We start from the raw sequence: 17451 nt of genomic DNA on the forward strand, positions 1-17451 counted from the left end.
TTTCCGACGATGGCCTTCAGTTGCAGAACTGATCCATCGTCGGGGGACGACTGGCGTGCGTATTCTTCAGGTCATCGAGCCGTCCGGCGGTGGCTCGGGACGTCAAGTCGTCGACCTGACCCAGGCCTTGATCGACGCCGGACACCAGGTCGCCCTCGCCTATTCGCCCCTGCGCGCCGAACCGCGGTTCGAGGCCGAGGTCGCGGCCCTGCCCCTGACCGCCCTCGAACGGCTACCCTTGCGTCGCGCCGTCGGTCCCTGGGACATCCCGGCCCTCAGGGCCCTGAACCGACTGATCGCCCGGCGGGGGCCGTTCGAAATCCTGCATGGCCACAGCGCCAAGGCCGGAGCCCTTATCCGCCTGGCCCGTGCGCCGGGCGCCGCCAAAATCTATACGCCCCACGCCCTGCCGATGATGGACGCCGGGGGCCTGTCCAGGGTCGCGGCCGGCGTCGCGGAGTGTGTTCTGGCCCACGCAACGACCGACGCCGTCATCGCCGTCTCGACCGAAGAGGCAGCCGTCGCCCGCCGATGGGGCCTGCCCCGGGATCGTCTGCACGTCGCGCCGAACGGTCTGGCCGCCCCACCGCAACCCGACCGCGCCGCCGCCCGCCGGCTCATGGGCGTTTCGGACGACACCGTGGTCGTGGGTTTCGTGGGCCGCCTGTGTCGCCAGAAGGATCCGCTGCGGTTCGCCCGGGCCGTGCGGATGGCCAGACGCGCCGCCCCTCGCCTTGTGGGCGTCATGATCGGACAGGGCGACCTGGCCGCCGCCACAGCGAACGAAGGCGGCGACGCCGTGCGTCTGCTGGGCGCGGCGGATGCGCGCGGGCTGATGGCGGGCTTCGACCTGTTCGCCCTGACCAGCCGCTATGAGGCCGACGCCTACGCCCTGATCGAGGCCGCCGCGCTTGGCCTGCCCATTGTCGCGACCGAGGTCGGCGGGACCAGCCGCCTGATCGCTTCCGGCGCGCGGATCGACCGCCTGCCGACGGATGCGCCCGCCGAAGACATCGCCCAGTCCATCCTGTCCGCCCTGTCCCGCCCGCCAGGGCTCCGTCCGGCGGCCCTGCCCTCGGCCGCGCAGATGGCCGCTCGGACGGCGGACATCTATCGTCAGGCTTTCCAGCGGCGCCGCCTGGGTGGATGAGCCGATCCTGATCAACGGGCGGTTCCTGACCCAGCCCCTCAGCGGCGTGCAGCGCTACGCCCGCGAGATCGTCCGCGCCCTGGATCGCCTGCCGAACGCCGACCGTCGCTACCGGCTCATGGTCCCCAACGGCGCCGATCCCCTGCCCCTTGATCGAATTCCCGTCTATCGCCTTCCGGGCGTCGTCGGCCATCTGTGGGAACAGGTCCGCCTAGCCGAGGCCGCGCGCGACCATCGCCTGCTGTCCCTCTGCGGCGCCGGCCCCGTCGGACATTCGCGACAAGTGGTTGTGATCCATGACGCCGCCGTCTTTCGCCGGCCCGACCTGTTCAAGCCTCGCTACGTCCTGGCGCATCGCGTCCTGGATCGACGACTGGCCAGACGCGCGCGACTGGCCACCGTCTCGCGCTTTTCCCGGGCCGAACTGGCGGCCGTGCTGAACTTGTCGCCCGACGCCATCGCTGTCGCCCCGAACAGCGCCGACCACCTGCGAGACATCGTCCCGGACACAGATGTCCTGCGGGCGTTGAACCTGCCCGGCCGCCGCTATTTCGTCTGCATCGGCAATCAGACGCCGAACAAGAACCTGGCCGTCGCCGCCCGCGCCCTGGCCCGCCTTCCCGATCCAGACATCCGGCTGGTGCGGGTCGGCGCCCGTCTGACCGGCGTGGCCCACGCATCGACCGCGCCCGACGATCCGCGCATCGTCCGGGCCGGTCGCCGCACGGATCGGGAGATCGCCGCCCTGCTGCGGGGCGCGACGGGGCTAATCTTCCCCAGCCTCTACGAAGGCTTCGGCATCCCGCCGCTGGAGGCCATGGTCCACGGCTGCCCGGTGATCGCCTCCGACATTCCCGCGACGAGAGAGGTCTGCGCCGACGCGGCCTTCTATTTCGACCCGACCGACGACGCCGCCCTGGCCGAGCATATGCAGACGCTGCTGAACACCCCGGCCCTCGCACGTCTCGAAGCGGGCCGACGCCGCGCCGACGCCTACAGCTGGTCCCGATCCGCCGCAGTCCTCGACGCCCTCCTGGACAGCAGTTGGTCATAGATCGCCAGATGCGCCTCGACCACCGCCGCCTCGGTCCAGCGCGACGGCCCGGATGCGGCGAACCGCCAGCGTTCAGGCTCTGACATCGCCGCCTGCATGGCCTGCGCCAGGGCCGCGACATCGCCGGGTTGGACCAAGGCCGACGCCCCCGCCCCCTCCGCCGCCTCGGGCAGGCCCCCGATGCGCGAAGCGATGACGCCCCGCCCCTGCTGCACCGCCTCCGCCACCGCCCGCCCGAACGGCTCGGCCCACAGCGCCGGCGCGACCAGCACGTCCACCGTCGGCCAGAAGTCGCCCGCACCGACCTGTCCCAGCCAAACGATGCGCGGGTCGGGAAACTCGGCCCGAAGCCGCGCCGAATAGGCCGCATCGCCGCGCCCCCCGATCCTCAGCCGCCAGTCCCCCTTCAGCCGCGTCGTCGCGCGCAACAGGGTTTCGATCCCCTTTTCCGCCTCGACCCGCCCCAGGAACCCGAAGGTCAGCACCGGCTCCCTCGACCACCCCGGCCGCCGCGTCGGCGCCCTTTCAGGCGCGGCGTTGCCGATGACCGAGCCGGCGCTGTCACAAAAATAGCCGGCGTCGCGATGCGCCTCCAGAACCGGGCGGCTCAGGCCGATCACATGATCGACCCCTTGCGACCGCGCCCGCTTCCCGGCCGTCAGCATGACGCAGGACGCGCACCGCCGCGAGCAACGGGCCCCCTGCCGAAACATTGACGCCCGCGCGCACATCATCGACCAGTCGCGCAGGGTCTGGACCAGCGGCAGGCCCCGCCGCGCCGCCGCGCGATGGACGGACTGCGAAAACCCGGTCGTCAGATGCAGATGGACCAGATCGGGCTGGACCTGCGCCGCCACCCGATCCACGACGCCGTCCATCAGCGGATTGGCGGCCTCCAGCCCGTGCCACAGCGCCCGTTTCATGGCCGCGCGCGCCTCGCCGTCATAGGGCCAGTACAGGTTCCTCAACCGCCGTCGATGAACGACCACGCCCCCCACCGTCCGCTCCACGGCGGCGTCTCCGGGCGACAAGGTCAGCACCGAGGTCTCCACACCCGCAGCGGCCAGCCCCTCGGCCAGTTGCGCCACGCTGCGCTCGGCCCCGCCGATGTCGGCCGGGGGATACAGGGTGTTGACGATCAGCACCCTCATGGCGGCGTCGCCCTCCGCCAGACCAGGGCGGCGACGAGGCAACACAGAAAGACGAACCCCGCCCCCTGCGTCAGGTCCTCCGCCAGCATCGCGACCAGCAGACAGGCCGACAGCGGCGTAAAGGCGTCCATCCGCGCAACGGACGCCAGATGCAGGACCAGAAGCACGACCGCCGCGGCCGCCCCCACCGTCCGCGCCATGAACAGATAGCCGTTGTGACTGACCGACGCCGCGCGATCGGCGCCCATCTCCTGCGCCGTCGTCCAGCCCGCGCCCCAGGGCCGATCCGCCGCCTGATCCAGCGTCCGGCGCCAGGTCTCGACCCGCCCGGCCAGATTGTCCGCCAGCGCCGCCCGGTCGAACCGTTCGGCGAAGCGCACGTCGTCCAGATCGGCCCCGCCCTGCAGCATCAGCACGCCCGCCGCGACGACGCACAGCGCCAGAACCGCGCCGGGGACGTTGAACCGCTCGCGCCACCGCCGACCGACCGCGATCCGCGCCAGCCAGGCCACGCCCGCCGCCGCCAAACCGGCGCGCGACAGGGTTCCCGCGAACCCCGCAAGGGCCAGAGCGACCCCGGCCCAGGTCGCGACGCTCCGCGTCCACCGCCCGCGCGCCAGGGCGATCCCCGCCGGAACCGCCAGTCCGATCATGGCCATGGCGGCGTTCGGATGCTCGGCCAGGGTCGTGATCCGCACCTGGGCCGCGGCGGTCGTGACCATGGCGCGCGGCGAGGCCAGTCCCACGGCCTGCAACACCTCCCGTCCGATCAGCAACGACAGGCCAGAGGTCGCCACATGAACCGCCGCGCCGATCAGGACCGCCGCGAAGAACAGCCGCCGGCACGCCTCATCCCGCACCAGCAGGCCCGCGACCGGCGGCGCGACCAGGCTGGCCGCGATCCATCGAAACCAGAAGGCGGCGTCCCCGCCATCGAACGACGCGCCGACCGCCGACTGCTGCGCCAGCATCGTGACCGTCAGGAAGAGGCCGGCGACCCAGCCGACGGCGCGCAGCGGCGGCGTCATCCGCCCGAACTCCACCCCCGCCATCGGCAAGGCGATCAGCAGCGCCAGATCGCCCAGACGCGGCCCGCTGAGCAGTCCCGGCGTCAGGAACAGCGGCGCCGTCGCGCCCATCCCCAGCAGCGCCAGACACGTCCGCCCATAGGCCGCCGTGACCTGCGACCACCGCAGACGGCGCCGACGCCCGGCGGCTACGGCCCCGCGCAAAACTCGACCTCGGGATCGAAGCGCGCGCCATCCAGCACCCCGGCGACCAGCACCCCCGCCTTGCGCCACCGCCCCTTCAGCACCAGTCCGCCCGCCATCCGTAGCCGGGACGCCGCATAGCGCAGCGCCGACCCCGCCCCCTCGTGCCGCCGCTTGGCCAGTATGACGTTGCGCGTCAGATAGCGATGCAGCCGCTCGCGTTCCGCGTCCGGCTCTGTCTCTATGCTCAACCGCCCCGGCGCGGCGCGGACGTGGACCACCCGGCTGGCAGCGACCAGATGCCCCGGCCCGTCGCGCGACAGTCGCAGCGTATATTCCGTATCGTCGCCCCAGATGAACATCGGCGCCAGCGGCAGGCCGTGCCGCGCCACCGCCGCCCGCCCGATCATCAGCGATACGAAGGTCGCCTGCCGCACCGGGATCAGCCCCCGGTCCAGACGCTCGCCCCAGGCTGGATAGCCCAGCCCATTCTCCCGCCGGTCGATCTCGGGCGTATTGGTCAGATGGCCTTCGGGCGAACGGACGCTTGAACACAGGAAGGCGGGCGCTGCGCCTTCTCCAACCAGCGCCGCTTCCGCCGCCAACAGGGCCTCCAGCGCATCGGGCGCGGCCAGCACGTCGTCGTCCATCAGCCACAGCCGTTCGGCCCCCGCCTGCATGGCCGCGCGAACCCCGGCGTTGAACCCGCCCGCCCCGCCGGTGTTGGTCGCCATCCGCACCACCGACGCCCGTCCGGCCCAGGCGTCGGCCAGCATCTCGGCGGTGCCGTCGTCGCTGGCGTTGTCCACCACGATCAGGCCGTCGCACGGCCGCGTCTGGGCGATCAGATGCGCCAGACATTGCTCCAGCAGGGCGCGCCGGTTCCACGTCACCACCACGGCGAAGACGACGGGCGACCTCACGCCGCCATCCCCGCCACGGCCGGCGCCAGTGTCTTTTCGACCAGGCTCAGCGCCCGCCCTGCCGCCTGGTCCATATTGTAGTAGCGGAAGTCCGCCAGCCGCCCGGCGAACCAGACCTTGCCCGCCAGCGTCCGCGCCATCGCCCTGTATTCGTCCGCCAGCCGCCCCGACGCCTCGGACAGGACCGGATAATGCGGCTCGGTCACGCCGGGCGTGTGGGCCATCGGATATTCCGCGACGAGGGCGGTCGTCGGCCCCGCCTCCCCCGTCAGATGGCGGAAATCGGTGACGCGGGTGAAGTCGGGCGCCTGGGGGTGGTTGACCGTACCCACCGGCAGACCGTCGCGCACGTCCACGGCCCGATGCGCGAACCGGACGCTGCGATAGGGCAAGGCGCCCGCCGACCGGCCGAAATAGTCGTCCAGCGGCCCGCAATAGACCATCCGGTCCCACGCCGTCGGCTCGACCTCGGCCATCTTCGTGTTCAGCGACACATGGATGTTCGGGTGATCCAGCATCCGCGCGAACAGGGCCGAATAGCCGTCGCGCGGCATGGCCTGATGACGATCGGTGAAATAGCGGTCGTCCTGCCCGACCACCACCGGCACCCGGGCCAGGACGGCGGGGTCCAGATCCCCGACCGGCACGCCCCATTGCCGAGCCGAATAGTCGGCGAAGACCTTGTCGAACACATAGTCGGCGACCAGCCTCAGATCGGGGTCGTCCGCCGCCGCCCTCAGATCGTGGATGGTCGGCCGCGCGTCGGGGCCGAACGCCCGCACCAGCCGCTCGGACAATCTCGCCGCCGTCGCCTCGGGGAACAGCATCCGCAGGGACGTCAGGTTGAACGGCAACGGAACCAGCCGCCCGTCGATCCAGCCCCGCACCCGATGTTCATAGGGTCGCCAGGCCGTGAACCAGCTCAGATAGTCGAAGATGCGGTCGCTGTTGGTGTGAAAGACGTGCGGCCCATAGGGGTGGATCAGCCGCCCGCCCTCGTCGCGACGATCATGGACGTTGCCCCCGACATGATCGCGCCGGTCGATCACCAGCACGCGCTGATCCAGACCGCGCGCCAGCCGTTCGGCGACCACCGCCCCGGTGAACCCCGCCCCGACCACCATCCAGTCATACCGCCGGGACATGACGGCTCCGTGCGGGAAACAGCGCGCCCCAGTGGCCTTTCAGACAGGCCGCGCAGATCACGACGACCGCCGCCTCGCCGACGATCCTGGCCCCGGCCATGCCGACGGCGCCGAAAGCCGGGGCCAGCGCCCACGCCGCCCCCAGCGTCGCCGCGCACCCCGCCGCCGTCATCGCCGCGAACCGCCCGTCCATCCGCAGCGACGTCATCAGATGAAGGCCCAGCACCTGGCTGATCGCCACCAGCGGCAGGGTCGCGGCCAGCAGACGCAAGGGCGTCTTCGCCCCCATGAAGCCCGCGCCGAACAGGCCGCGCATCAACATCGGCGCCGCGACTGTCAAACCTGCGGCCACGACCGCCGCCGCGCCGAAGACGCCGATCAGCGTCCACCGCGCGGTGCGAAAGGCCGCGACCGGATCATGGGTCAACAGGCCGGCGATCCGGGGCGCGATCACCCCCGCCAGCGGCCGCATCAGCGACCCTGCGGCGGACACCAGCCGATCCGCGACCCCATACAGGGCCGCCTGCGCCGGCCCGGCCAGAACGGCGACCGCGAACACGGCCGCGCCAGTATAGGCCGCGATCACCGCGCGGCTGAGAAACAGCGGCCCACCGTCCCGCAACGCCGCGACCACCGACGACCACGACGGCCGCGCGATCCGCTCCCTGCGCCACACCCCCACGACGCCGACCGCCACCCCGCACCAGACCCCGGCCGCCTGCATCGCCAGGGCCCCGGCCACGCCCAACCCCGGCCACGCCAGGATGATCAGGGCCGCCGCCAGCATGAAGCCGACCTCGCGCATCGCCATCGGCGCCGGATTCCCGATCCCCTGAAAATACCACAGCAGGCCGGCGCCCTGACCGACGCCCAGCAGGATCGCCACGGCCGTCGCCCCGGTCGCGCCGCCCGGCACGGGGGTCAGGGCCGATAGACACAGACCGACGCAGACGGCGAGCGGCGCCAGCAGAACCCGCACCGCAACGGCCCGGCCGACGATCTCGCCCCTGTCCGCCGGACGCGCCGCGATGTCGCGCGGGCCGGACACCGACAGGCCGTAGTCCACGACCACCGAGACGATCAGCGCCAGCGACAGACCCGCCGCATAGACGCCGAACCCCTCGATCCCCAGCCGTCGCGTCAGAACCGGATAAAGCAGCAGCGGCGCGGCGTATCGGGCGATGTGGGCGACATACAGCCAGCCGGCGTCGGCCACGCTACGCGCAGACAGTCCTAGCCGCCGCTCCCGCCCCAACTGCCGCCCCCGACACTCAACCTTGGCGGGACGTTACACACGCAAGACGCAGCCCGGCAAGGGCGTCGCCTGGGCTTGGGATCAGCCGAAACGTCCCTCGGCCCAGCGCGCGGCGAAATAGCCGCCCGTCGCGGACGCGGCGGTCAGGACCGTGCCCCACATCAAGTCGATCAGCGTCAGTTTCGTCTGCCACACCGACAGGGTCGCCTGATTGGTCAGGTCATAGGTGGCGTAGGCCACGAAGCCCAGCACCGCCCCGTTCAGCGCGGCCCGCGTCCAGTTTCCGTCCTTCAGCGCCGGCGCGATGGCCAGAAACACCGTCCCGGCGATGGAGATCAGATAGAAGGTCACGGCCGCCTTCATGTCCGGCTTGTCGGCCATGATCGACCCGATGACCGGCTTGTAGAGCCGGTCGGTCATGGTGGTCAGCCAGACGAAGTCGATGGCGGCGAAAGTCAGGCCGGCCCCCAGATAGGCCGCGACATATTTGATCATGCTCGTGTCCTCAAACAGGTTTCAGTCGGTAATGGCTGACCGCCCAGGTCCGGCCCTCGTCGTTGCCGAACAGGCCCGCCGTCGCCAGATAGAACCGCCGCCAGCGCCGGGTCCAAAGCCGGGCCTCGTCGCCATAGGTCTCTCGCATCAACACCGCGACCCGGTCGGCGTTCCGGTCCATATTGGCCAGCCAGTTCTCGGCCGTCTTCGCATAATGGCCGCCGTTCCACGTCCAGTCCTGCTCGACCGCGAACAGGTCGGGAAACTGCCGGATCAGGCCATGGCTGGGCATGACGCCGCCAGTGAAGAAGTGCCGGGCGATGAAGTCGCCGCTGTCGGTGTGGTCGAACCGATAGGGGGCGTCGCGGTGGGTGAAGACGTGAATGAACATCCGCCCGTCAGGCTTCAGCCAGCCCTTCGCCCTGGTCAGCAGGGCGCGCCAATTGGCCATATGTTCGAACATCTCCACCGAGACGATGCGATCGAACCGCTGCTCGGTGTCGAAGGCGTTCATGTCCTGTGTGACGACCGTCAGGTTCGTCAGCCCCCGCGCCGCCGCCTGGGCCTCGATATGGCCGCGTTGGCCGTGGCTGTTCGACACCGCCGTGATCCGGGCGTTCGGATAGGTCTCGGCCATCCACAGCGACAGCGAACCCCAGCCGCAGCCCATCTCCAGGATCGTCTGCCCGTCCCCCAGATCGGCATTGGCGCAGGTTTCGGCCAGCGCCGCCTCTTCCGCCTGATCCAGCGTCTCGCGCCCGGTGGGATACAGGCAGCAGGAATATTTCAGCCGCCGGCCCAGACACAGCTGAAAGAACTTGGGCGGCAGTTCGTAATGCTGCTGGTTCGCCGCGTCCGTATGTTCGGCGATGGCGCGGCGGGCCATCTCTTGCGCGAACGCCGCCTCGTCGTGCGGCCTGTCGCGATCCAGCCGTTTGCGCGCCTCCGTCACCAGACTGTCGATGGCAGGACGGGTCACGAAATCGGGAAAGGGCGCGTCCTGAAGCTGGCGAATGGCGACATTGGTCAGGTTCATCGGCGCATCCTCGATCGCCTGAAACGGCGGGCTTCACAGCAATACGACCGCCCGCCGCCGACGGATGCCTGCCCCTTGAATCCCGGCCCTGGAATGCCGACATCGGGCGTCTGCGCCGCAGCCTTTTCAGACGAAGTGCACACATTGCACTCTCTTTTTGTCGACCGTGATCGAGAGCATTCAGACGATTCAGACTCTGTTTTTCGCGACGGCCGTCTGAAAATCTCCGCGTCGGATCGCCGCCCCGACTTGCCCCCCGCCCGCCCCCGCGTTAGGCGTGGTCAACAGCCGATATTCACCAGGCAATGAAAAAAGGGAGAGCGATGGGAAAGATCTACGCTGACGTCACGTCCGCGCTTGAGGGGCTGACCTTCGACGGCATGACGGTCATGTCCGGCGGCTTCGGCCTGTGCGGCATTCCCGAGAACCTGATCGCCGCCCTGCGCGACAGCGGCGTCAAGGGACTGACGGTCATCTCCAACAACGCCGGGGTCGACGGCTTCGGCCTGGGCCAACTGCTCGGCACCCGCCAGATCGCCAAGATGATCTCGTCCTATGTCGGCGAGAACAAAGAGTTCGAACGCCAGTATCTGGCAGGCGAGCTGGAGCTTGAGTTCAATCCGCAAGGCACCCTGGCCGAGCGCATCCGCGCGGGCGGCGCGGGCATCCCCGCCTTCTTCACCGCCACCGGCGTCGGCACCCTGGTCGCCGAGGGCAAGGAAGTCCGCAACTTCAACGGCCGCGACTATGTCATGGAGACGGGCCTGGTCGCCGACCTGTCCATCGTCAAGGCGTGGAAGGCCGACGAGCGCGGCAATCTGGTCTTCCGCAAGACCGCCCGTAACTTCAACCCGATGATGGCCACCGCCGGCAAGGTCACGGTCGTCGAGGTCGAGGAGATCGTCCCCGTCGGCTCCATCGACCCCGACCACATCCACACGCCGGGCGTCTATGTCGACCGCCTGGTCCAGACCGTGTCCGAGAAGCGCATCGAACAGCGCACCGTGCGTCAGAGGGAGCCGGGCTCAAGCAGCGAAGCGGTAGCCCAAGGGGGGAATGCATAATGGCTCGTACTCGCGAACAACTGGCCGAACGCGCCGCCAAGGAGCTTCAGGACGGCTTCTACGTCAACCTGGGCATCGGCATCCCGACCCTGGTGGCCAACTACATCCCCGACGGCATGACCGTGACCCTGCAGTCGGAAAACGGCATGCTGGGCATGGGCCCCTTCCCCTATGAGGGCGACGAGGACCCCGACCTGATCAACGCCGGCAAACAGACGATCACCGAGATCCCCGAGTCGTCCTATTTCAGCAGCGCCGACAGCTTCGCCATGATCCGGGGCGGCCACATCAACCTGTCGATCCTGGGCGCGATGGAGGTGGCCCAGAACGGCGACATCGCCAACTGGATGATCCCCGGCAAGCTGGTGAAGGGAATGGGCGGCGCCATGGACCTGGTCGCGGGCGTCAAGCGCGTAGTGGTGGTCATGGAACACGCCAACAAACACGGCCAGTCCAAGGTGCTGAAAACCTGCACCCTTCCCCTGACCGGCACGGGCGTCGTCAGCCGCATCATCACCGACCTCGCCACCTTCGACGTCAAGCCGGACGGCGCCGGCCTTGAACTGATCGAACTCGCCGACGGCGTCACCCTGGACGAGGTCGCCGCCAAGACTGAAGCCGCCTATACGGTGGCGGCGGGCTTGCAGGCCGCCTGACGCTCTACGACCTGCACGACGCGCCCGTCAGTTCTCCACATGAGGCGGGCACGTCGGCACGGCGTCAGTCGACGTCTGCAGGCCAGCGACCACGATCTGGATGACGGGCTCGTTCCAATGCTCGTAGCTCGTCATCCACGAAGGCACGGTGCAGACGGAGGTTTCAGCAGGTCCGCGCGCCTGTCCGCCCACATACGTCACGATGAAGCCGGAATACTTCAGCCCCTCGCCCTGGCTATTCTCGACCTTCAACAGCGATCCGACATCCTGACGCGCGTGCAGTCCGAACCTGATCGTTCCCGGCGCCGCCTCGTTCAGCGGGGCGCGCGAGCCTTCCGCAGGCGGCAGGACATCGCGAACCTCGATGCGGTCCACCTTGATCAGGTCATAGGTTCCATTTGCATTCCGACGCAGGGTCGCCCGTTCGCCGGCGGCGACGTTCAACGTGCCTTGAACAAAGCCGGAGCGTCGGCCCGAAAACTGCTGAGGGGTAGGCGGATACGCCGGCGGCGCGTCCTGCAGAAGAACCCCGGCCATCAATGCGGCTAAAAGCATAACGATCTCCAGTTGCGCGCCAGCTAGCCTTCATCCCCGCCGATCCGTCAAGGGTTGAAGACGCTGTCCTAGGATTAGCCTTGAACGTCCAGCCGGCGATAGGCGGCGCCGGCGAAGGCCATCGTCAGCGGCGCCTGAAGACCCGTCAGCACGACGGCGCAGATCACCCAGCCCGACGTCCCCGACAGCAGCCCCGCGCCCCACAGCAGCACCAGCCCAATCTTGGGCGCCGACGTCACGATCAGGCCGACCAACAGGGGCCCGAAGGCGCCGCGGGCGAGGGTCATGCTTTGCAGCGACACCATCTGACCGCGCCCTATCGTCGCCGGGGCGAACAGGGACAGCCGCACGCTGAAGGCTGCGACGGCGAACAGGGCGAAGGCCGTCACCAGCGCCAGAAGCGCCAGCTTCCAGACCGGCCCGACCGCGCCCCACTGGCGCAGTTCGATGGCCCGGGCGTTCAGCTCGGCCATGCCGAAGACGGCCAGCAGCACCAGGCCGACCACCGACAGGATCATGGCCAGAAAGACCGCGCACAACAGGCCCGCGCCCAGCAGCCGCAGCTCCGGCCGCCCGAACTGAAGCCCCGCCGGCCCCAGGCCCAGCCCGCGCGCCTGCGTCAGGTCGTCGGTGATCGCGATCCGCCCCAGCGCCCCGGCCAACGCCAGCGTCGCGATCAAGGCGAACGCCGCCCAGATCAGGCCGGTCGCGGCCGCCGCCAAGGGCTGCACGCTCCAGACCACGGCCGCCAGCAGGATCGCGCCCCAGGCCCCGCGCCACAGGCGAGGCAGGGCCGAACCCGCCGCCGACAGCGTCTCGCCCAGTCGCAAATTCCGCCGCCCGCTCAACACCCGCCCCCCGATTACCGGCGGCGGATATAGCAGGGGACCATGACACCGCGCCAGCCAATGGCTAGAAGGCCGCGATGACCGCTTCCCCTGTTTCCCCCTCCCCCATCCACGTCATCGGCGGCGGCCTGGCCGGCTCCGAAGCCGCCTGGCAGATCGCCCAGGCCGGCGTGCCCGTGATCCTGCACGAGATGCGCGGCGTCCCCGGCGTCAGGACCGACGCCCACCACACCGACGGTCTGGCCGAGTTGGTCTGCTCCAACTCCTTCCGGTCGGACGACTGGGAATACAATGCGGTGGGTCTGCTGCACGCCGAGATGCGGGCGCTGGATTCGATCATCATGGCCTGCGGCGACGCCCATCAGGTGCCGGCCGGCGGCGCCCTGGCCGTGGATCGCGAAGGCTTCTCCGCCGCCGTCACGGCCAAACTGGCGGCCCATCCGCTGGTCACGATCGTCCGCGAAGAGATCGCCGGCCTGCCGCCCGAGGAGTGGGACAATGTCATCGTCGCCACCGGTCCCCTGACCTCGCCCGCCCTGGCCGAGGCCATACTGAAGGCGACCGGCGAGGAGTCCCTGAGCTTCTTCGACGCCATCGCCCCCATCGTCCACGCGGACTCGATCGACTTCGACATCGCCTGGCGTCAGTCGCGCTATGACAAGGAAGGCCCCGGCGGAGACGCAGCCGCCTACGTCAACTGTCCGATGGACAAGGCCCAGTACGACACCTTCATCGACGCCCTGCTGAACGGGCCGAAAGCAGAGTTCAAGGACTGGGAGAACGTCCCCTATTTCGACGGCTGTCTGCCGATCGAGGTCATGGCCGAGCGGGGCCGCGAGACCCTGCGCCACGGCCCGATGAAGCCCGTCGGCCTGACCAATCCGCGCGATCCGGCGGTCAAGCCCCACGCCATCGTCCAGCTGCGTCAGGACAATGCCCTGGGCACCCTGTTCAACCTGGTCGGCTTCCAGACCAAGCTGAAGCATGGGGCGCAGGCCGAGACCTTCCGCATGATCCCGGGGCTTCAGAACGCTCAGTTCGCGCGTCTGGGGGGCCTGCACCGCAACACCTATCTGAACAGCCCCCAGCTTCTGGACAAGCAGTTGCGCCTCAAGGCCCTGCCGCGCCTGCGTTTCGCCGGTCAGGTGACGGGGGTCGAGGGCTATGTCGAAAGCGCCTCCATGGGCCTGCTGACCGGCCGCCTCGCCGCCGCGCAAGCGCTGGGCCGCGACCTGTCCACCCCGCCGCCCGAGACGGCCATCGGCGCCCTGGTCGAACACATCACCGGCGGCCATCTGGAAGGCGCCAAGTTCCAGCCGATGAACATCAACTACGGCCTGCTGCCACCGTTGGAAGCCCCCAAGGTCGATGAGGACGGCAAGCGCATCCACCCCAAGGAACGCGGCCGCGCCAAGAAGCGGCTGATGAGCATCCGCGCGATGAACAGCCTGAAGGCCTGGCGCGACGCGGGCTGACGATCCGGGCCGGGTCGCTCAGCGCAGCTTGGGCAGGCCCGGCCGGAAGCCCAGCGTCATCACGCCCAGCAGCACCACGCCGACGCCCATCAGAACCCAGGCCTGGGTCAGATCGGCCATGTGGTCGCGCAACAGGCCGGCGGCCAGCGGCGACAGGCTGGCGATGATGTAGCCCCCGCCCTGAACGAAGGCGAGCAGGTCGCCCGAGCGCGCGGGATCGTCGATCTGGTCCATCGCCAGGATCAGGCTGAGCGGGAAGATCGCCCCGATCCCCAGGCCGAGGACCATCACCACCGGAACCGCCAGGCTGACCGGCGCGATCACCAGTCCCGCCAGACCCAGCAGGGCCAGAATCAGGGCCGCCAGGATCGGTCCCCTACGATCCGGGAACCGGCCGATGGTCATCGACACCAGCAGACCGGCCATGACCTCGGCGCCGGTCATGCCGCTGAGTAGATAGCCGGCCATGGCCCTCGGCTCGCCCAGGTCGATGTAGAAGGGCGGCAACCAGGCCAGAACCAGCGTATAGGCCGACGTGCCCAGCCCCATGATCAGGATCAGCCGCCACGCCCGGCCCTGACGCCAGAACGGACGCTCCGGGTCCGTCGCCTCGACCACGGCGGCGCGGTTCGGCTCCTCCGCCGCCGGAGCGCGCGACGCCGCCAGCCAGATCAGGGCGGCGAGGAAGGCCGGAACGCTCCACAGCGCCAGCGTCCCCGCCCAGCCGACCGCATCGGCCAGACCCGCCGCCGTGGCCGCCGCGACGGCGGCGCCGCCCATGATGCCGGTGGTGTAGAGCGCCATGACCGTGCCGAACCGGGCGGGAAAGGCCCGTTTGATGACGACCGGCGCCAGCGCCTGAATCAAGGCGACGCCGACGCCGACCACCACCGCGCTGGCGATCAGCCCGGCCGTATCCGTCAGAAATGCCCGCGCCAGACAGGACCCGCCGATCAGCAGCGCCCCCAGCAGAACCCCGCGCCGCTCGCCCAGCCGCCGACGCAACGGCCGGATCGACAGGGCGCCCAGACCGATCATCAGGACCGGCAAGGTGGTCAGAAGGCTGGCGGCGGTGGAGCCCATGCCCGTCGCGCCCTCGATCAGGTCCAGCAGCGGCCCGACCGCCGCCATGGCCGGCCGCAAGTTCAGCGCCAGGGCGACGATGGCCGCCAGCAACAGCAGCGATGCGCCGCGCGTCGGCGCGACGTCGGATCGGGCGGTCATGGCGAGGACTCCGACTGAAAATCGCGCTAGTCTCTCGACTTCAAGTATCTCGATGTCAAGACAACCATGCCCGACAGAGCCTCTCGCGCCGCCGCCCAATGGGCCGTGCAACGCCCCGATCTGGATATGCTGCCGATGGAGGTTCTGGGCCGGCTGAACGAGGCGTCGCAACTGGTGATCCGCGAGCGTCAGACGCCGCTGTTCGCGCGCCATGGCTTGCAGCATGGCGAGTTCGATGTGCTGGCGACGCTGCGCCGGTCGGCGGCGCGCGAGGGTCTGACGCCGACGGCGCTGTTCGAGGCGACGATGATGTCGTCGGGCGGCATGACGGCGCGGATCGACCGGCTGGAAAAGGCGGGTCTGGTGGAGCGCCGTCCGCACCCCAGCGACCGCCGCGCGACGCTGGTCCGCCTGACGGACAAGGGTTTCGACCTGATCGATTCGATCATGCCCAGCCATCAGGACACCGCGCGCGCGGCGCTCGCCGGCCTGTCGCTTGAGGAGCAGAAGACGCTGAACGCCTTGCTGGCGCGTCTGATCGCCGGCCTGAACGGCTAAGGTCAGATGCGGCCGCGCAGCACGGCCCACAGCAGGCGCAGTCGCTTCAAAGGCTCCGGCCCATTCGGGTCGGTCAGGGCGGCATGGGCCACGGCGGGAAAGCCGACGGGCGGCAGGCGTTTCAGAGCGGCGTTGGCCTCAGCGCGCAGGGCCGCCGCCTCGGACGCCCGGCCGGTCTGCGTCAGCCCCCGGACACGACCCGCATCCGCGACGGCGGCGTCATGCCCCCTGCCCGCCAGCACCCGCGCCGCAACCTGCATCGGCCCGACGTAGAAGGCGTCGAGGTCGTGGGGTTCTTCGCGGACGCGGCCGATGTGCGCCTCGATCAAGGCGTCGAACGGCGCGCGCTCCAGCCCATGCCGGGCCACGAGGTCGGTCAGGGCCTCCAGAACCGGATGGCCCTTGCGGGGAAGGCCGGCGAACACCCCGTCCATCTGTTCCGCCCACCAGGTGTAGCGCATCTCGGCCAGCAGGGGCTGGGTGACGCGCGTCGGAATGGCCATCAGCTCGGCCTCGAAGGCGTAGAGCGCGATCAGATCGGCGCGCGCCTGCGTGTCCGACACAAGCCGGCTGGACAGCCAGCGGTCCAGGTCGGCGTCGCGGACCTGCCGATCCAGGGTCTCGGTTCGGGTCACGGTCAGGCCGCGCGCGACACCGCGAAATCGGCCAGGTCTTCCAGCGCCGCGCGCCAGTCGCCGGCGGGCAGGACCGACAGGGCGGCCTTGGCGGCGTCGGCGTATTCCCCGGCCAGATCAAGGGTCGCCCCGATGGCGCCGGAGCCGATCACCAGTTCGCGCGCGCGGGCGAAATCCTCGGGCGTGCGTTCGCCCTTGGTCACGGTGCGCTCCCAGAAGGCGTCCTCGCGCCCCTTGGTGCGGGTCACGGCCAGCAAGAGCGGCAGGGTGGCCTTGCCCTCGTTGAAGTCGTCGCCCGCATTCTTGCCCAGGGCCTCGGCCGTCGCGCCGTAATCCAGGGCGTCGTCGGCCAGCTGGAAGGCGATGCCCAGGGCCATGCCGTAATCGCGCAACGCCTTGACCGCCGCCGCGGAGGCCGCCGCCCCCACCGCGCCCGCCTCGGCGGCGGCGGCGAACAGTTCGGCGGTCTTGGCCGAGATGATCTGCAGATAGGTGGCCTGATCCAGGTTCAGGTCGTGGGCGCGGGTCAGTTGCAGCACCTCGCCCTCGGAAATGACCCGCGACGCCTCGGCCAGAATGCCCAGCGCCCGCATCGAATCGGTCTCGACCATCAGTTCGAAGGCGCGGGCGAACAGGAAGTCGCCGACCAGAACGCTGGTGGGGGCGCCCCAGATCAGGTGGGCCGCGACCTTGCCGCGACGCAGTTCGGACGCATCGACGATGTCATCGTGCAGCAAGGTGGCGGTGTGGATGAACTCGACCGCCGCAGCCAGCTTCTTGGGCGACGCGATGTCGTCGGCGGCGCCGGTCGCGCGGGCGGCGGCGACGGTCAACAGGGGCCGCAGGCGCTTGCCGCCGGCCGACACAAGATGTTCGGCCAGTTTGGGAATGATCGGCACATCGGACTGCATCCGATCCAGGATCAGGGCGTCCACGGCGGCCATGTCGCGCTCGGCCAGCCGGACAAGGGCGTTGACGTCTCCCTTGGGGCGGGGAGCGGCGGCGAGAGCGACTTC

18 protein-coding genes are annotated in these 17451 nt (G+C 69.8%); 6 read left to right on the forward strand and 12 right to left on the reverse strand.

The window, feature by feature from the left end:
* Positions 1-55: 55 nt before the first annotated feature.
* Both SH203_RS03585 and SH203_RS03590 read left to right on the forward strand, forming a co-directional pair.
* A complete protein-coding gene (locus SH203_RS03585; protein ID WP_087119453.1) occupies positions 56-1150 on the forward strand; it encodes a glycosyltransferase family 4 protein in 1095 nt (364 codons plus the stop codon).
* Complete coding sequence (locus SH203_RS03590) at positions 1143-2204, forward strand: glycosyltransferase family 1 protein (protein WP_159457531.1); 1062 nt, start codon at positions 1143-1145, stop codon at positions 2202-2204. Before SH203_RS03585 ends, SH203_RS03590 begins: the two co-directional genes overlap by 8 nt.
* On the opposite strand, the gene SH203_RS03595 is transcribed toward SH203_RS03590, so the two are convergent.
* From SH203_RS03595 to SH203_RS03625, 7 genes are all read right to left on the reverse strand, one after another.
* Positions 2144-3355 carry a glycosyltransferase gene (locus SH203_RS03595; RefSeq protein WP_143275674.1) on the reverse strand — a complete coding sequence of 404 codons (1212 nt, stop codon included), beginning with the start codon at positions 3353-3355 and terminating at the stop codon, positions 2144-2146. The genes SH203_RS03590 and SH203_RS03595 overlap by 61 nt on opposite strands.
* Positions 3352-4587, reverse strand: a complete 1236-nt coding sequence (locus tag SH203_RS03600; protein WP_087119456.1) for an O-antigen ligase family protein — start codon at positions 4585-4587, stop codon at positions 3352-3354. The genes SH203_RS03595 and SH203_RS03600 overlap by 4 nt, the downstream gene beginning before the upstream one ends.
* Positions 4572-5489 carry a glycosyltransferase gene (locus SH203_RS03605; protein WP_087119457.1) on the reverse strand — a complete coding sequence of 306 codons (918 nt, stop codon included), beginning with the start codon at positions 5487-5489 and terminating at the stop codon, positions 4572-4574. The genes SH203_RS03600 and SH203_RS03605 overlap by 16 nt, the downstream gene beginning before the upstream one ends.
* On the reverse strand, positions 5486-6634 hold the full coding sequence (gene glf / locus SH203_RS03610) for a UDP-galactopyranose mutase (RefSeq protein WP_087119458.1): 1149 nt from the start codon (positions 6632-6634) through the stop codon (positions 5486-5488). Before glf ends, SH203_RS03605 begins: the two co-directional genes overlap by 4 nt.
* Complete coding sequence (locus SH203_RS03615; RefSeq protein ID WP_159457532.1) at positions 6618-7850, reverse strand: oligosaccharide flippase family protein; 1233 nt, start codon at positions 7848-7850, stop codon at positions 6618-6620. The genes glf and SH203_RS03615 overlap by 17 nt, the downstream gene beginning before the upstream one ends.
* 120 nt (positions 7851-7970) lie before the next feature.
* Entirely contained in the window at positions 7971-8384 is a 414-nt protein-coding gene (locus tag SH203_RS03620) for a DUF2177 family protein (RefSeq protein ID WP_087119460.1), read from the reverse strand.
* Between the two features lie 10 nt (positions 8385-8394).
* Positions 8395-9420, reverse strand: coding sequence for a cyclopropane-fatty-acyl-phospholipid synthase family protein (locus SH203_RS03625; protein WP_087119461.1), 1026 nt, complete (start codon positions 9418-9420; stop codon positions 8395-8397).
* A gap of 323 nt (positions 9421-9743) precedes the next feature.
* Between SH203_RS03625 and SH203_RS03630 the strand changes: the two genes are divergently transcribed.
* Complete coding sequence (locus SH203_RS03630; RefSeq protein WP_087119462.1) at positions 9744-10484, forward strand: CoA transferase subunit A; 741 nt, start codon at positions 9744-9746, stop codon at positions 10482-10484.
* On the forward strand, positions 10484-11140 hold the full coding sequence (locus SH203_RS03635; RefSeq protein WP_087119463.1) for a 3-oxoacid CoA-transferase subunit B: 657 nt from the start codon (positions 10484-10486) through the stop codon (positions 11138-11140). Before SH203_RS03630 ends, SH203_RS03635 begins: the two co-directional genes overlap by 1 nt.
* Before the next feature lie 27 nt (positions 11141-11167).
* On the opposite strand, the gene SH203_RS03640 is transcribed toward SH203_RS03635, so the two are convergent.
* Entirely contained in the window at positions 11168-11584 is a 417-nt protein-coding gene (locus SH203_RS03640; RefSeq protein ID WP_087119464.1) for a hypothetical protein, read from the reverse strand.
* Positions 11585-11769: 185 nt separating this feature from the next.
* Positions 11770-12525, reverse strand: coding sequence for a hypothetical protein (locus tag SH203_RS03645; RefSeq protein ID WP_234989363.1), 756 nt, complete (start codon positions 12523-12525; stop codon positions 11770-11772).
* A 95-nt stretch (positions 12526-12620) separates the two neighbouring features.
* Between SH203_RS03645 and trmFO the strand changes: the two genes are divergently transcribed.
* Complete coding sequence (gene trmFO / locus SH203_RS03650; protein ID WP_087119466.1) at positions 12621-14018, forward strand: methylenetetrahydrofolate--tRNA-(uracil(54)-C(5))-methyltransferase (FADH(2)-oxidizing) TrmFO; 1398 nt, start codon at positions 12621-12623, stop codon at positions 14016-14018.
* An 18-nt stretch (positions 14019-14036) separates the two neighbouring features.
* Here the strand turns inward: trmFO and SH203_RS03655 are convergent, their stop codons facing one another.
* On the reverse strand, positions 14037-15242 hold the full coding sequence (locus SH203_RS03655; RefSeq protein WP_200808779.1) for an MFS transporter: 1206 nt from the start codon (positions 15240-15242) through the stop codon (positions 14037-14039).
* 66 nt (positions 15243-15308) lie between these two features.
* On the opposite strand from SH203_RS03655, the gene SH203_RS03660 reads away from it, so the two are divergent.
* On the forward strand, positions 15309-15800 hold the full coding sequence (locus SH203_RS03660; RefSeq protein ID WP_087119467.1) for a MarR family winged helix-turn-helix transcriptional regulator: 492 nt from the start codon (positions 15309-15311) through the stop codon (positions 15798-15800).
* A 2-nt stretch (positions 15801-15802) separates the two neighbouring features.
* Here the strand turns inward: SH203_RS03660 and SH203_RS03665 are convergent, their stop codons facing one another.
* Positions 15803-16435 (reverse strand): squalene/phytoene synthase family protein, encoded by a 633-nt coding sequence (locus tag SH203_RS03665; RefSeq protein WP_087119468.1) that lies wholly within the window; start codon positions 16433-16435, stop codon positions 15803-15805.
* Between the two features lie 2 nt (positions 16436-16437).
* Complete coding sequence (locus tag SH203_RS03670; RefSeq protein WP_375600713.1) at positions 16438-17379, reverse strand: polyprenyl synthetase family protein; 942 nt, start codon at positions 17377-17379, stop codon at positions 16438-16440.
* Positions 17380-17451 lie beyond the last annotated feature (72 nt).

The organism is Brevundimonas sp. SH203 (assembly GCF_002157625.1).
Classification (GTDB): domain Bacteria; phylum Pseudomonadota; class Alphaproteobacteria; order Caulobacterales; family Caulobacteraceae; genus Brevundimonas.